The 14,089-nt window shown below is 54.9% G+C and carries 15 protein-coding genes; 8 read left to right on the forward strand and 7 right to left on the reverse strand.

Going from position 1 to position 14,089, the window contains the following annotated elements; genetic code table 11:
• Genes NQF89_RS03870 through ccmC form a run of 6 tightly spaced genes read right to left on the reverse strand, consistent with a single transcriptional unit; the run spans position 1 to position 4,555 of the window.
• The gene (locus NQF89_RS03870; protein WP_266137550.1) at positions 1-471 is read right to left on the reverse strand and encodes a cytochrome c-type biogenesis protein; all 471 of its coding nucleotides are present in this window, start codon (positions 469-471) and stop codon (positions 1-3) included.
• Positions 468-1,067: a thioredoxin domain-containing protein gene (locus NQF89_RS03875; RefSeq protein ID WP_266137551.1), complete on the reverse strand. Its 600-nt coding sequence runs from the start codon at positions 1,065-1,067 to the stop codon at positions 468-470. Before NQF89_RS03875 ends, NQF89_RS03870 begins: the two co-directional genes overlap by 4 nt.
• Positions 1,058-3,091: a heme lyase CcmF/NrfE family subunit gene (locus NQF89_RS03880; protein WP_266137552.1), complete on the reverse strand. Its 2,034-nt coding sequence runs from the start codon at positions 3,089-3,091 to the stop codon at positions 1,058-1,060. Before NQF89_RS03880 ends, NQF89_RS03875 begins: the two co-directional genes overlap by 10 nt.
• Position 3,092: 1 nt before the next feature.
• On the reverse strand, positions 3,093-3,620 hold the full coding sequence (ccmE, locus tag NQF89_RS03885) for a cytochrome c maturation protein CcmE (RefSeq protein WP_155573465.1): 528 nt from the start codon (positions 3,618-3,620) through the stop codon (positions 3,093-3,095).
• 27 nt (positions 3,621-3,647) lie between these two features.
• Positions 3,648-3,818: a heme exporter protein CcmD gene (gene ccmD, locus NQF89_RS03890; protein WP_180794174.1), complete on the reverse strand. Its 171-nt coding sequence runs from the start codon at positions 3,816-3,818 to the stop codon at positions 3,648-3,650.
• Complete coding sequence (gene ccmC / locus NQF89_RS03895; protein ID WP_155572824.1) at positions 3,815-4,555, reverse strand: heme ABC transporter permease CcmC; 741 nt, start codon at positions 4,553-4,555, stop codon at positions 3,815-3,817. Before ccmC ends, ccmD begins: the two co-directional genes overlap by 4 nt.
• Positions 4,556-4,718: 163 nt before the next feature.
• Between ccmC and NQF89_RS03900 the strand changes: the two genes are divergently transcribed.
• Positions 4,719-5,135 (forward strand): EVE domain-containing protein, encoded by a 417-nt coding sequence (locus NQF89_RS03900; RefSeq protein WP_155579095.1) that lies wholly within the window; start codon positions 4,719-4,721, stop codon positions 5,133-5,135.
• 65 nt (positions 5,136-5,200) lie between these two features.
• Positions 5,201-6,040 carry an EcsC family protein gene (locus NQF89_RS03905; RefSeq protein ID WP_266137553.1) on the forward strand — a complete coding sequence of 280 codons (840 nt, stop codon included), beginning with the start codon at positions 5,201-5,203 and terminating at the stop codon, positions 6,038-6,040.
• Here the strand turns inward: NQF89_RS03905 and NQF89_RS03910 are convergent.
• Complete coding sequence (locus NQF89_RS03910) at positions 6,037-6,237, reverse strand: hypothetical protein (RefSeq protein WP_266137554.1); 201 nt, start codon at positions 6,235-6,237, stop codon at positions 6,037-6,039. The genes NQF89_RS03905 and NQF89_RS03910 overlap by 4 nt on opposite strands.
• 31 nt (positions 6,238-6,268) lie before the next feature.
• On the opposite strand from NQF89_RS03910, the gene aat reads away from it, so the two are divergent.
• The 6 genes from aat (at position 6,269) to NQF89_RS03940 (ending at position 14,076) form a co-directional block, all read left to right on the forward strand.
• Positions 6,269-6,943, forward strand: a complete 675-nt coding sequence (aat, locus tag NQF89_RS03915; protein WP_155579098.1) for a leucyl/phenylalanyl-tRNA--protein transferase — start codon at positions 6,269-6,271, stop codon at positions 6,941-6,943.
• Positions 6,944-7,038: 95 nt separating this feature from the next.
• A complete protein-coding gene (locus tag NQF89_RS03920; RefSeq protein WP_155572828.1) occupies positions 7,039-7,905 on the forward strand; it encodes a hypothetical protein in 867 nt (288 codons plus the stop codon).
• Between the two features lie 3 nt (positions 7,906-7,908).
• The gene (gene bcp, locus NQF89_RS03925; protein ID WP_266137555.1) at positions 7,909-8,406 is read left to right on the forward strand and encodes a thioredoxin-dependent thiol peroxidase; all 498 of its coding nucleotides are present in this window, start codon (positions 7,909-7,911) and stop codon (positions 8,404-8,406) included.
• 40 nt (positions 8,407-8,446) lie between these two features.
• Positions 8,447-11,689, forward strand: a complete 3,243-nt coding sequence (locus NQF89_RS03930; protein ID WP_266137556.1) for an AsmA-like C-terminal region-containing protein — start codon at positions 8,447-8,449, stop codon at positions 11,687-11,689.
• Positions 11,690-11,743: 54 nt separating this feature from the next.
• A complete protein-coding gene (locus tag NQF89_RS03935; RefSeq protein ID WP_370513413.1) occupies positions 11,744-13,108 on the forward strand; it encodes a replication-associated recombination protein A in 1,365 nt (454 codons plus the stop codon).
• A complete protein-coding gene (locus NQF89_RS03940; RefSeq protein ID WP_155572832.1) occupies positions 13,105-14,076 on the forward strand; it encodes an RluA family pseudouridine synthase in 972 nt (323 codons plus the stop codon). The genes NQF89_RS03935 and NQF89_RS03940 overlap by 4 nt, the downstream gene beginning before the upstream one ends.
• Positions 14,077-14,089 lie beyond the last annotated feature (13 nt).

Genomic DNA, 14,089 nt, shown 5'->3' on the forward strand with positions numbered 1-14,089 from the left:
CTAGTCCTTATTGAAAAACTGATTGAGTTTTTGGCGTTCTTCCACAGTGAGGGGGGCTGGCGGGGGAGAGGTGCGGCGTGCCCAGAGGGGGCGTGCTAGGAGGAAGCCTATCATAAGGCTGAGGAAGGGCATAAGCCAGAGCAAGGCTGTCGATGCAGAGAAGCGCGGTTGTAAACGGATGAACTCCCCATAGCGTTGGGTCATCCATAAGGTGATGTCTTTTGGTGAGCGGCCCTGCTGGAGTTGCTGACGTACGATGTGGCGGAGGTCTTTTGCTAGGGGGGCGGAGCTTTCCTCAATGCTCTCATTTTGGCAGACGAGGCAGCGTAATTGCTGGCCAATATGCTGGGCTTTTTGTTCTAATACCGGGTCGGGTAGCATTTCATCAGGACTATCAATAGCATGGCCGATGGAGCTTCCATATAGGCAGATGGCGAGGAGGAGTAGGCCCTTTAGGCAGACGCGCATCATAATGCCCCTCTTAAAAAGGGCTGAATCTGCTCACGATAGAGGGTCTCTGTTAAACTCCCCGTCCCGTGCCAGACAATGCGGCTGCCTGTTAGAGGATGAGGGAGGATGAGGAAGCTCTCCGGCACGCCTGTTACGCCCCATTCAATAGCGCATTGGCCGTCATAATCCATGCCTAGACGGCTGAAGGGGTGATGCGCTTGCTCTAGCCAGTGCGCGGCTTGTGAGGGGGTATCTTTATAACAAACCCCCCATAAAGCGAGCGGGGATGTGGTACTCCCCCCCGCGATATGCTGGCGGAGGAAGGGGATTTCCTCCAGACAAGGTAAGCACCATGAGGCCCAGATGAGCAGGAGGACAGGTTGCGTGAGGGTGTGAAAATCCTGCCATGAGAGGCCGGGGCAAGGGGTAGGTTGCTCTGGCAAGGCTGGCAGGGGAGAGAAGGCGGGGACTGCTTGGCCTAGCCGTGGGTTGCGAACGGCTTTGGGGTCGAATGTTCCTTGGGTGGCATGGCGGAGCATATAAAGGAACCCACCCCCTAAGCCAGCGGCCCCTAAAGCAGGTAGAGCAGCGAGATAATGGCGGCGTGTTAGGCGCATGCGGGCCTCCTCTTACGGCGTGCGGGGATGAGATGTAAGACGCCGCCCATGGCCATGATGATTCCGCCAAACCATAGCCAAGAGGCGAGGGGATTTTCATGCACGCGTAAAATAACGCGGTAGGTGTTTTGGCCTTGCGGAGTTTGGACCTCTTTAACACTCCCTAAGGCGGCGTAGAGGTCCTCTAACGGGCGGTGAATGATTGCGACATGCAGGATTTTTTGCCCCTGTTGGGGGAAAAGGCGGATTTGCGGCTCAAGGGTGGCTAGCACGGGACCATGTGCATCATGACGGCGGATGATGATGTGAGCTTCTACTGCCTCATAATTCGGGCCATGATGAGGGGTGAGAGCGGTGAGGGCCCAATCATGCCCGCCAAAGTGGAGATGCGTGCCTATTCGGGCCTCAATGAGGCGTTCTTGGCTGCCAGCCATGCCGCATAGGCCCAGCATTGTGATGCCGACCCCAATATGAGCAAGGCTTGTTGCCCAAAGGCTGCGTGGCAAGCGGGAGAGGCAGCGATGCTCTTGCGGCATTGTATAAAAACGCATGATGAGGTCGTTTAAAGCTGCGCTGATAACCCAAAGAGCGAGGACAGCCACACTCGCTGCCAAAGCGGTGGGAAAGAGCCAGAAGGCGGGGAGAATGATCCCAAGAGTAAAGCATAGAGGCAGAGCAAGACGGCGTAAGGTTGGGTTTATAGGGGCATAACGCCAAGGTAAGGCCATGCTGCCCCCCATTAGAAGGAGGAGCGGGATGATGAATGGCGTTGTTGTGGCCTCAAAAAACGGTTTACCGACCGATAAGGTGCGCCCAAAGAGCAGTTGCATAAAAGGTGGGTAGAGCGTGCCTGTAAGCACGATGGCGCATAAGGTGCAGAGGAGGATGTTGTTAAGGACTAACGCCCCCTCTCGCGAGAGGGGGGTGAAGGATGGTGTTGCTGGTGGTAGGAGGTTAGGCGCGCGCAAGGCGAAAAGTAATAATCCACCCCCGCCATAAAGGCCCAATAAGGCAAGGATAAAAAGGCCGCGTGCCGGGTCATTCGCAAAGGCATGAACGGAGTTGAGAATCCCCGAGCGAACAAGGAATGTGCCAGAGAGTGAGAGCGCGAAGGTGGCGAGGGCGAGTAAGAGGCACCAGCTTTGCAAATGGCTGCGTTTTTCCACCACAATGACGCTATGGAGGAGGGCTGTGCCTGTTAACCACGGGATGAGCGCGGCATTTTCTACCGGGTCCCAAAACCAATAGCCCCCCCATCCTAAGACGGCATAGGACCACCACGCGCCTAATGTGATGCCTAATGTAAGCAACGCCCATGCGCTGATGACCCATGGGCGGGCATAGCGTGCCCAAAGCGCATCGGCGCGGCCATCTAGCAAGGCATTTATGGCAAAGGCGAAGGGCACGGCAAAGCCGACATAACCGCTATATAATAGGGGTGGGTGCACAGCGAGGCCGGGGTCTTGCAGTAGGGGGTTCATCCCGAGCCCATCTATCGGGACGGGCCAGAGGCGGAGGAAGGGGTTGGAGGTTGTGAGACAAAAAAGCTCAAATCCTGCACTGACGATGCCTAAAAGGGCGAGGAGGCGGCTGCGTAAACGGGGTGGCAACCCGGCGGGATGGCGGGGGCTTTGGCTGGGGAGGAGGGCTAAGAGGGCGCAATAGAGGCTTAGCAAGCTCACCCATAAAAGGAGAGAGCCTTCATGATTGCCCCATAATCCGGCTATTTTATAAGGCCATGGTTTGTTGATGGCAGAGTTATCGGCAATGAGTTTGAGGGAGAAATCATCCCCTAAAGCAGCGATGATGAGGCAGGCCCACGAGATGAGCAATGCGAGGCAATGGCTGAGGGCAAGCGGGCGGGCCAAGGCTGTAAGCGGGCTATGGGCGCGGCGCAACCCTATGAGGGGTAATATTCCTTGCAGGGCAGCAAGCACACAAGCGAGGGCGAGGGCAAAATGCCCGCTTTCTGGTGAAAAGACGGGGGCTAAGGCTGCAAGCAGTGTGGTGAAAAGGGCCTGCATATTAGGGTGTGTTCTTTAGGGTGGTGGAGCTTTTGGCGGGGGCGGTCATACGGTTCCAACTTGCAGCATCAGGTGGGGGGCCAAAGCGTGGGTCCCATTTGCCGGTTTTTTGCAGAGCATCAGCCACCTCTTTGGGCATGTAAGTTTCATCATGTTTAGCGAGGACCTCAGAAGCGAGGAAATATCCTGAAGGTTGATAATAGCCCAAAGCCACAACGCTTTGTCCTTCGCGGAAGAGGTCGGGTAAAATGCCGTGATAGGAGACGCGCAAGGCGGCTTGGCCATCTGTGACCTCAAAGGAGGCATCTGGCGTGCCATCTTGGGTGGGTTGGTTATGGAGGGAGCCTGCCACCACCATGCCGCCTAGCCGGATGGTTTGGTGCATGGATGGGGGGTGCGCGTGTATTTGTGCAGGGGTCATGAAGAAGATAATCGTGCTGGAGAGCGCATGCATGATTAATCCCACCGCCCCAGCGAAGCAGCTTAGGCATGCGATGATGAGCCAAAACCGGCCAGCCTTACGGCGCATGAAAGGGCGTGATGAGGGCATAGAGCGTTAGTCTAAAGAGGATGACGGTTTATAGAGGCGGTGCATAAGGGCAAGACGCCGTTTTGCACGATATAAACGGATGAGGCTACCACCGAGGATGAGCAGGACGGCAAGGCAGGTAAGCCCATAGCTGGCGAGGATAAAGCCCCAATGAGGGGGCCATGAGGGTGGGGTCATAATGTGGGGTCCTGCATGGCAAGGGCTTGGGCGCGGCGTTCGAGCAAGGCGGCATGGAGGCGGAGCAATAAAAGGGCGACCCCTGTAAAGGTAAAGCCGATGGTACAGACTATGAGCGGGTAAAAGAAGCTCATAGCCATAGTTGGGGCTTTGGTAAGGGTGATGCTGGCAGGCTGGTGCAGGCTATTCCACCATTGGACGCTGAATTTGATGATGGGGAGGTCTACCGCCCCGGCAAGGGCCAGCAGGGCCGCTGCGCGTTGGCCGCGGAGTGGGTCATCAAATGCGCGGATGGTGAGGATGTGACCAAGATAGAGGCAAAAGAGAATGAGGACGGAGGTGAGCCGTGCATCCCATACCCACCATGTTCCCCAGCTTGGTTTGCCCCATAGTGAGCCTGTGATGAGGCATAAAGCCGCAGCCATAGCCCCTAGCGGCCCTGCCTCCACAGCGATAAGACCAATAAGAGGGTTGCGCCATACAAGATAGAGAAAGCCACATAAGGCGAGGAGGGCGTAATCCAAGCTGGCAAGCCATGCCATCGGGACATGGAGGAACATGATGCGGACAGTCTCTCCCTGTTGCCAGTCCGCCGGGGCAAAAAAGAGGCCCCATATCATCCCAACAGCCAGCATGCTTAACCCTACACATAAGCAAGGGAGGGTGAGGCGGCGGATGAGTGTGAGGCACGCGGTGGGGCTGGTTGTCCAACGGGTTAGGGATGAGGATATGCGCATAGCCCCTAGTATGGACGTTTTAGGGGGCGGAAGAAAATGAAAAATATGAAGGGTGGGGCCGTAAGCATGTTCGCACCATCCTGTAGGAAACGACTCTTTGAAAAAGAGATGAAGTCGGGCATGGTGGGGCCAATAGCGTATAGAATATAAGGAGAATGGAGCCATGGCCTTCTGGCTGATTAAATCGGAGCCAGCGTCTTTTTCGTGGGATGAGCAGGTGCAGAATGATGTTGAGCCATGGACAGGCGTGCGGAATTATCAAGCGCGGAATAATTTGAAGGCCATGAAATGCGGCGATAAGGCGTTGTTCTATCATTCCGTGACGGAAAAGCGCATTGTCGGTGTGGTAGAGGTTGTGAAGGAAGCTTACCCCGACCCAACAGCAGAGGATCCGCGTTGGGTCTGTGTGGATGTTAAAGCAGATGGGGCTTTTGTACAGCCTATCACATTGGCAGAGATTAAAGCCGACCCTACCTTAACAGAGATGGCTTTATTGAAGCAGTCTCGTCTTTCGGTCGCACCGGTGCGGGAGGAGGAGTTTGCGTATCTCACAAAAAAGGGCCAGTGGGAAAAAGCCTGATTAAAGGTTAGTAACAATGAGGAGGCTTTTGCGTAAAAGCCGATTCTTAAAAGGAGGTACAGAGCATGAGTAACGAGCGGAAAGAGCATATGCCCAGCGCGGCTTTTCTGTTTCAGGACCTCGATACGGAGGCTCTGTCCCAATTACATGCCGTGCTTGATGGTGTTGAGAAAGGGCGTAGCACCCTAACCCGTTTGGCGGATTTGATGGGCGGTGCGGTTGGTCGTGCAGCGCATTTGGGCTTGCATACGCTCTCTTTGGCACCGGGCCTGCAAGAGAAGGTGCAATCCCTTGCCGGTACAGCGTTGGAGCAAGCTTATCGCATCGCGATTTTGGGGTTGGAGCGGCAAAAGGGGCGGCCTCAGCACGCGATTAAGGAGAGGATGAGGCAAGCCGTTGTTGCAGCTTCTGGCGCGGCGGGCGGCTTTGGCGGCCTTATGAGCATGGGGCCGGATATTGGCTTTACCACCCTAACGATTATGCGTGAGATTGCCATTATCGCGCAGGAAAATGGGGAGGATTTGCAAAGCGAGGAAACACGCCGCGCGTGTTTGGAAGTCTTTGCCCTACGGAATATGGGCGGCAAACAGGGCGGCGAGCCGGGTGAGGGGCAAGGTGAGCTCGGCTTTTTTGCAGCACGCAGCCTCATGCGCGGTCAGCCGCTTGTATTGCTTATGGCGGAAGTTGCTGGCCATTATGGGATGGCTCTCTCCCGCAAATTAGCGGCGCAGATGGTCCCGGTAGCGGGGGCCTTATGTGGGGCAGCGATTAACTCCGCCTTTTTGGCGCATTATCGTGCGGTGGCGAAAGCGCATTTCACCATCCGGCGGTTGGAGCGCACCCACGGTATGGCCGTGCAGGAGGCTGCCGAGGCGTATCGGGGTCATGCAGGGGCAGAGGGCTAGACGCATCGGCCCTTTTTACGACGGCAGAGCTGGTAGAGCTCTAACGGGGCGAAGATGAGGATGCCAAGAAGGCAGCCAACCTCAATGATGTTCATAAGAGGGCGCAGGGCAGGGCGGGCGAGTTGCAGCATAAAAGCCAGCCCTAGGCTGAGAGCGTAGATATATGTTTGGTAGGATGAAGGCTGACGTGTGGACATGAAGAGTCTTTCTATAAGGGCTGCGTGAGAGATGGAGACTATCACGGCTGAGTTAGTTTTGCGCGCTTATGCGGCAGGTTTATTTCCCATGGCTCCAGATGAGCAGAGCGATGAGCTGGAATGGTTCTGCCCACAAGAGCGGGGGATTATCCCGCTAGAGCCTTTGGAGGCCATCCGCCTACCGCGGCGGTTAATGCGGAGCGTCTTAGCCGGGCATTATCGCCTTTGTAGTGATGAAGATTTTGATGGCATGATGCAAGCCTGCGCCCAAGCCACCGCTGAGCGGCCAGAGACATGGATTAGCGGGCGGATTCGGCAGCTTTATGGGGAGTTGCATCGCTTAGGTCATGCTCATTCTGTCGAGGTGCGCGCTAAAGAGAGCGGGGCTTTGCTCGGCGGGCTTTATGGCGTCTCCCTGCATGGGGCGTTCTTTGGGGAGAGTATGGTCTCGCGCGTGCGGGATGCCTCCAAAATCGCGCTGGTGCATCTCATGGCGGCATTGCGGCGTGGGGGGTATAAGCTTTTAGATACGCAATATATCACCCCTCATTTAGCGCGTTTGGGTGGGGTGTCTGTTCCCTTTATAGCGTATAAACAGCAGCTTGAGGCGGCCATGATGCAGGAAGGCCATTGGCCTGATGATATAAGTTTGGAGGCTTTGGCAGCCGAGATTACCCTTATGGCCCAGCGTTCTAAAGGGAGATGAAGGGCGGGGGCATTTTCTCTCTGGCTCTCTCTTTTTGGTCTGATTATGGTGGGGGGTAAGATTGTGAATGAGACGAGCAAGAAAGAGAGGCAGTGATGACACTTTGGCGTATCAAGCGGGATGGGCAGCATAGATGCGGCAAGGGTGGTGTGATAGCGGCTGCCTCATTGGCGATTCTGGTAGGGGCTCATACGCCTCTTGCATGGGCAGGGGCGGATCACCCGCCGCTATCTCCCACGCGGGATGCGGTGGTGACGTATCGCTTCCAAACGGAGGTGCTGCCGGGTGATAAAAAAGGCAGTGAGCCGGAGCATCAAGTCAAAGTATCCTTCGCTGCATCAGGAGACCGGCTACGGATAGACCCTGACGATGGCCGCAGTGCAACAATTTTAAATCGCCAAACCCAGATTATGACGCTCGTGAGTATGCAAGAGCGGCGTTATATTGAGTTTCGCCCTATGCATGGGTTGCATAATCCGTTCTTCTTAGGGTTAGGGATGACTTATCATCCTGAGGGAACGGAGCAGATTGCTCATGTCACGTGCCAGAATTGGACGATTGATAGCAAGCGCGGCAAAGCAAAAGCCTGTGTGACGGAGGATGGTCTTATTCTCTCTGAAGAAGGGGTGGATGCTGATGGGCTAACGGGCCGTTTAAAGGCCATTGCCGTAGAGTATAAAGACTTACCTGCGGATATTTTTACGCCTCCAGCTGGGTTCCAGAAGTTTGATCCATTTGCCAAGATGAAGAAGCAGCTTGCACAAAAGCAGGCGCAGCAAGCACAGCAATCTCAGCAAGGCCAGCCGCCCGTGCCGGGTGCTGCGATGGAGGGTATGCGCCGTGGGGGGCATGAGGCTGTGGAGCAACCTGCTGGGGACCAACCTCATAGCCCTGATGATTCGGTAGGGGATGGGAGTGTTACCCATAGCGACCAACCTACAAGCAGCAATGAGGGGCAATAAGCCATGACGCAAGAAACGCACGTAATAGAGCTTGGGCAGAGCGCGCCAGACTTCACGTTGGAGGGCGTTGGTCCACAAGGGGAAACGCAGGTAGAGAGTACCTCGCTAAAAGGTAAACCTTATTTATTATACTTCTACCCGCGGGCTTCTACGCCGGGTTGTACAACGCAAGCGTGTGATTTGCGTGACCATTTGGCGGAATTACGCATCCCCGGTGGGGAGGGGCTGACAGTACTGGGTGTTAGTCCCGATGCTCTTGGTGCGTTAGAGATGTTCCTCACCAAACAGGCACTGAGCTTTACGCTCCTTTCCGACCATGAGCATAAATTGGCTGAGGCTTATGGCGTTTGGGTGCTTAAAAAGCTGTATGGGCGTGAGTTTATGGGGATAGAGCGCAGCTCCTTCCTTATTGATGCGCAGGGGCGTATTGCTGCTTTTAAGCGGAAGGTCAGCCCTGCAAAGCATGTGGCTTGGGTGCAAGAGGCTTTAGCACAGCTATAAGGCTTTTTAGATATGTCCTTCTTGGGGGGTCTCCTAGAGTATGAACTGGCAGCCAATGGTACGCCGTGTGGCGTTTGGTCTTTTAATCCCATTTGTTGGGGTGTTATTGGCTGTGGCTCTGCTTTTGGGGCGGTTAGCGCAGGGACCGTTGGATGTGACGGGTCTATCCCATCGGTGGGGTGGGGCGTTAACACATATAGGCGGGGGGACATTGCAATGGGAGCGCATGACCCTCGCATGGCAACCGCAAAAGGGCGGTCACTCCTCCAAATTATTATTGCAGCTTGATAATATTCGCTTCATCGCTCCTTCTGCTCCTATACAGCATATAGAGCATGTGGGGTTTACCTTTAAATTAGCTTCTCTATTGCGTGGGACGGTGAGGGCGCGCTCGCTTGAGGTGCAAGGGGTTAATGTAACTCTGATAAAGACCCTACAAGGCCGTGTGCAGGTTGCAGGGATGGGCCGTAATGCACGGACGCATCATCGCTTTGGGGGGGATGAGTCCTTCGCTTCGCTCGTGCCGTATCATATGGATGTGCGTGATCTTCATCTCACCATGCTGGATGAGGCTCAACCAGATGCCTCTTTGGTGATGAGCATGCCGGAGATGCAGGCGGATTATGAGCCGCAGAGCGGTTGGCGGGGTCAATTTGCGTTCTCCCTCCAAGGGCCGGGATTAGTGGATGGGACAGAGCGTGGGACAGTGCAGATTAAGGGCGATATTGCCCCAGAGGGGAGCGGGAAAAGCCATTGGCACTTCACTCTTTCCCCTATGCGCTTGCCCGCTTTGGCCCCGTGGATTCCTGTGGCGAATGAGCAGAAGAAAGGGCTTCTAGTCGCTAATCTGCCGCTTGCTTTTCAGCTAGAGGGGCAGTTTCAACAACGCGGTGTGTTAGGGGCGTTCGAGACGCTTAGTGGCACAGTTGACGCTGGGGCGGGAGAGGTGATTCGGCCGGGGAAGATGCCTTTCCGTGTGTCATCGGCGCGGTCGCACTTCACCTTTGGGCCAGCTCATGCTGATAAGTCCGAGCCGTGGGCATTGGCCTTGCATACGGATTTAACTGCTCTGGATTCCCATGAGATTCCTGTCCCATTTGTTATTGATGCTCATGGCGAAATGGATCATCTACAGCATGCACATAATGTCAGCTTGACGGTAGATGGTAAGGTTGCTGCCTTCGATTTTGCAACATTAGCGAGTGTCTGGCCAGAAGGAGCCGCTCGCGGTGCGCGGCGTTGGATGACAACCAATATGACTGCCGGGCGAGGGGATCATCTCCGGCTTATCCTCTATTTCTCCAGTACAACGGGTTTAGCTGGGTTGGATGTCCATGCTTTGGATGGTGATTTGATCGGCCATGGGCTGAATGTGACATGGTTAGATAATATGCCCCAAGTAACGGGGGAATATGCTCATGCTCATTTTATAGGGCCAGAGACATTTCAAATAGACCTTCAGCACGGCCATATTGCTGACGGTAAAGGCGGTATGGTTTTGCTGCCTTCTGGGCGCATTATATTGAGTGATTTGTTACATCATGAACAAATGGGTGAGTTCTCTTTGGGGATGGAGGGCAAATTACCACCTTTTTTATATATTTTGTCAGCACCACGATTGAATCTCTTAGCCCGTCATCCTGTTGACCCGGCGACAACGCAGGGCGAGATGAAGGGGACTTTTACAATCAAATTACCGCTCAAAAAGCATCTCAGTATGAAGGAGTTGCAGTTCGGAGCAGCGTTTGACATTCGCGATATTGGGATAGCGATGCCCGGTATTGACCATGTACAACAAGGCTGGGGACGGCTTTCTATTAATGAGACTAGCTTGACGATTAAAGGCGGAGCGGTTTTTCGTGGTCTTACAGTAGCGGGGAGTGTGTTTGATAGTTTCCAATCCAATGTTGCAGGGCGTTTATTATTGAAGGCTGATTTAACCGCCCCGCTCGGTGTAGCGGAGTTTCGCACCCTTGGGGTGCCTGCCTCTATTGCGCAGCCTTCCGTGTTAAAAGGTAAAGCGCAAAGTCATGTTGTGTATGAGCAATATGGATTAGGCAACAAGCATAAACGTACAACAGCGCACTTACAGCTAGATCTTACGCCGCTTGCTGTGACAGCTTCGTTTTGGCAGAAGCCCGCCGGGGCGGATGCAGGCTTAACAGGGACGATCCTGTGGGAGAATGGTCAGCTTATCGGATTGGATGATGTGCAAGTTCATGGGCCGCAGATTGCTTTAAAGGCGGAGGGGCGCGTGCGGCAAGGGCAGGTGGGCGGTGTTCATCTGACGCACTTTCAACTTGGCCGGACAGAGGGCAACGCTGTGTTAGACTGGCCTTTAAAGGGTGATCTGACAGCACGTTATCAAGCGAATATTCAAGCAGAGCTTTTAGACCTTACCCCATGGTGGGGGAAGAAGAAGGGGCAACCTGTTGCGAAGCCTCCTGCGGGTGCGGGTAAATCGCCATCCAAATCGCGCACATCTTTCCTCCCAGCGGGGACGTGGAAGGTGAGTCTGGAGGCTAATAAAGTCCTTTATGGGAAGGAGAAAACGGCCTCTCATGTCATAGTGCGCGCGCAATGGACAGCTTACCATGTAACAGAGCTTGCTCTGCATGTACGCCAACCTAATCCACTCGCTTTTGACCTCACCCCCATCCCCGGGCAGGAGGGCGCGTATGATGTGAAGTTTACGGTAGCGGATTTTGGGGCTTGGCTAGCCTCTTTGGGGATTTATCAGCAATTTACTGGTGGGGCAGTGGATTTGGAGGGCCGTTGTCAGCCCGTAGCATCGGGAGGATCTGTGACAGAGGCAGAGCGTACTATGGGTGTGGGCCTTGGTCTGCCGCCTTTTACGGGGCGTTTGAAGATTGATAATTTAGCTTTGGAGCATCCACCAACACCGTTAGTTGTGGCTACTTTGGCGGCCCCTTTGCATTGGGGGCAGATTTCGCGCGATCGTTTTGAGGATGTGCAGATTCGGGCCGCGTTCCATGTGGCGGGTAATCGTCTGGATGTTGAGGATGGCCGCGCCAGTAATGCCATCTTTGGGGGAACGATTAAAGGGCAGGTCGATCTCGGGCAGGAGATGCTGCATATGCAAGGGACGCTCTCGCCATTCTTTGGGGTGAATCAGGCCGCAGGGAGCGTCTTTGGGGCTAAGAAAGGCAGTGGAGCCATGGCGGTGACCTATAAGCTAGAGGGGAGTTTTGCCAAACCTGCCTTGCATGTTAATTATCTCTCAGCATTTGTGCCGGCTATATTAAGACGTTTGTTCGAGTAGCTTTTATCATCAAGGCTGTAGAAATAAATGTGAGAGAGGATGAGGGCGGAGATTATGGCGGATCTCTTTGGTGGGTCTCCCTCAGAGGAGCCAGAGGCGGGAGCGGCATTGCCACGCCGTGGGGCTGCTATACGGCATAAGGCGGGGACACAGCCTTTAGCAGACCGATTGCGCCCGCAACATCTAGGGGATGTTCGCGGTCAAGAGCATCTCCTAGGGCCGGAAGGCACGCTGACACGGATGTTAGAGAGCGGCCATCTCTCAAGCTTAATCCTCTGGGGTGGGCCGGGCTGTGGTAAGACGACCATTGCTCAGCTTCTCGCTGCTCAAGCTGGGTTGTTTTATACGAAAATCTCAGCCGTCTTTTCAGGCGTGGCAGATTTAAAAAAGGCGTTTGAGGAAGCACGGCGCAAAGCAGAGGCTACCGGGCGGGGGACGCTATTATTTGTTGATGAGATTCACCGTTTTAATCGGGCGCAGCAAGATGGCTTCCTCCCCTATGTGGAGCGCGGCACGGTCGTATTGGTGGGAGCGACAACGGAGAACCCCTCCTTTGCGCTGAACTCCGCTCTTTTATCGCGTTGTCAGGTCTTGGTGTTGCATCGTCTTGATGATGAGGCGTTGGAGCAATTATTGTGCCGTGCCGAGGGGGAGATAGGCCGCACCCTCCCGCTCACCAAGGAAGGACGGGCCTCACTAAGGGCAATGGCGGATGGGGATGGGCGTTATCTGCTTAATATGGTGGAGCAGCTTTTATCGCTCACAAAAGCAGATACGCAGCCACTTACCCCGGAGGCTTTAGCGCGCTCCTTAGCCCGCCGTCCTGTTTTGTATGATAAAGATAGGGATGAGCATTATAATCTTATCTCTGCGTTGCATAAATCATTGCGTGGTAGTGATCCTGACGCGGCCCTTTATTGGTTTGCCCGTATGTTAGAAGGGGGGGAGGACCCGCGCTATATTGCCCGCCGTCTTGTGCGTTTTGCGAGTGAGGATATTGGCGAGGCTGACCCAACCTCTCTGCCGCTCGCGCAAGCTGGGGCGACAGCTTATGAGCGTCTTGGCTCGCCAGAGGGGGAGGTCGCATTAGCGCAGGTTGTGGTACATCTTGCTGTGGCGTCTAAGTCGAATGCTGTTTACAAAGCGTATAACCAAGCACGGGCTTTAGCCAAACAGACAGGGAGCCTCATGCCGCCTGCACATATTCGTAACGCCCCAACAGCGTTGATGAAGGAGCTAGGCTATAATAAAGGTTATGAGTATGACCATGATTATGAAGATGGTGTCTCTGGCCAAAATTACTTTCCAGAAGGGATGGAGCGCGTGACACTTTATGAGCCTGTTGATCGTGGTTTTGAAAAAAGAATCCGCGAGCGTCTGGACATGTTGACGCAGAAACGGGCATCTCGCCAATCATGAGTGTTCAGAATCGTATTGTCAGTGAGGATGAGGCCGATTTACGCCTTGATCGCTGGTTCCGCCGTCATTATCCCAATTTGACCCAAGGCGGGTTGCAGAAATTATGCCGTAAAGGGCAGGTGCGGGTTGATGGTGGGCGTGTACAACCTAATAAACGGCTTTACCCCGGCCAGAGCATCCGCATCCCGCCTCTGCCAGACCAAAGCCGCCCAGCCCCGCCGCCACCGCCTAACCCAGAGCTTATCCAACAAATGCGGGATATGATTCTGTATGAGGATGAGCAGCTCATTGTGTTGAACAAATCCTCTGGTCTGGCAACACAAGGCGGTCCCGGCATTACCGTGCATGTGGATATGATGTTGGAGGGGTTGCGCCCTGAAGGGGGCGAGAAGCCCCGGCTTGTTCACCGTATCGACCGGGATACATCAGGGTTGCTCCTTGTGGCGCGGACGCCCGGCGTTGCGGCGAAGTTGGCGGCGGCTTTTCGTAGTCGTGAGGTGAGCAAGACCTATTGGGCGGTTGTGGTGGGGCGTCCCACACCGCCAGAGGGCGTTATTGATCAGCCTTTGGCCAAAGTAGGGGCTGGTGGGGCCTCGCTCATCGTGCCAGTAGAGCGCGGCGATGAGGATGCGATGAGTGCTAAAAGTGCTTATGAGACGCTTGATGCCACGGGTAAGCGGTTTAGCTGGCTGGCCCTTTCACCATGGACGGGGCGGACACATCAATTACGCGTCCATACAGAGAGCTTAGGCACACCTATTTTGGGGGACCCGCGCTATGGCGGGGCTGCAGCGCATGTGGAGGGCTTCCCCGACCGGTTACATCTTCATGCGCGTATGCTGGCCTTCCCCCACCCAGCAGGGGGGCGGTTGGAGGTTACGGCTCCTTTGCCGCCGCATATGCAAGAGACGTTTCAGATGTTGGGGTTTATCGCAGGTGATACCCCTAAGCCCCGCCGTAGCCGTTAAGATGGTGGGGCGT

It is taken from the genome of Bombella pollinis (genome assembly GCF_026385485.1).
In the GTDB taxonomy this organism is placed as follows: Bacteria; Pseudomonadota; Alphaproteobacteria; order Acetobacterales; family Acetobacteraceae; genus Bombella; species Bombella pollinis.

Excerpts from the sequence above, each read along its gene's own strand:
- NQF89_RS03870 (WP_266137550.1), bottom strand. The coding sequence starts at position 471 with ATGATGCGCGTCTGCCTAAAGGGCCTACTCCTCCTCGCCATCTGCCTA.
- NQF89_RS03875 (WP_266137551.1), bottom strand. The coding sequence starts at position 1,067 with ATGCGCCTAACACGCCGCCATTATCTCGCTGCTCTACCTGCTTTAGGG.
- NQF89_RS03880 (WP_266137552.1), bottom strand. The coding sequence starts at position 3,091 with ATGCAGGCCCTTTTCACCACACTGCTTGCAGCCTTAGCCCCCGTCTTT.
- ccmE (WP_155573465.1), bottom strand. The coding sequence starts at position 3,620 with ATGCGCCGTAAGGCTGGCCGGTTTTGGCTCATCATCGCATGCCTAAGC.
- ccmD (WP_180794174.1), bottom strand. The coding sequence starts at position 3,818 with ATGACCCCACCCTCATGGCCCCCTCATTGGGGCTTTATCCTCGCCAGC.
- ccmC (WP_155572824.1), bottom strand. The coding sequence starts at position 4,555 with ATGCGCATATCCTCATCCCTAACCCGTTGGACAACCAGCCCCACCGCG.
- NQF89_RS03900 (WP_155579095.1), top strand. The coding sequence starts at position 4,719 with ATGGCCTTCTGGCTGATTAAATCGGAGCCAGCGTCTTTTTCGTGGGAT.
- NQF89_RS03905 (WP_266137553.1), top strand. The coding sequence starts at position 5,201 with ATGAGTAACGAGCGGAAAGAGCATATGCCCAGCGCGGCTTTTCTGTTT.
- NQF89_RS03910 (WP_266137554.1), bottom strand. The coding sequence starts at position 6,237 with ATGTCCACACGTCAGCCTTCATCCTACCAAACATATATCTACGCTCTC.
- aat (WP_155579098.1), top strand. The coding sequence starts at position 6,269 with ATGGAGACTATCACGGCTGAGTTAGTTTTGCGCGCTTATGCGGCAGGT.
- NQF89_RS03920 (WP_155572828.1), top strand. The coding sequence starts at position 7,039 with ATGACACTTTGGCGTATCAAGCGGGATGGGCAGCATAGATGCGGCAAG.
- bcp (WP_266137555.1), top strand. The coding sequence starts at position 7,909 with ATGACGCAAGAAACGCACGTAATAGAGCTTGGGCAGAGCGCGCCAGAC.
- NQF89_RS03930 (WP_266137556.1), top strand. The coding sequence starts at position 8,447 with ATGAACTGGCAGCCAATGGTACGCCGTGTGGCGTTTGGTCTTTTAATC.
- NQF89_RS03935 (WP_370513413.1), top strand. The coding sequence starts at position 11,744 with ATGGCGGATCTCTTTGGTGGGTCTCCCTCAGAGGAGCCAGAGGCGGGA.
- NQF89_RS03940 (WP_155572832.1), top strand. The coding sequence starts at position 13,105 with ATGAGTGTTCAGAATCGTATTGTCAGTGAGGATGAGGCCGATTTACGC.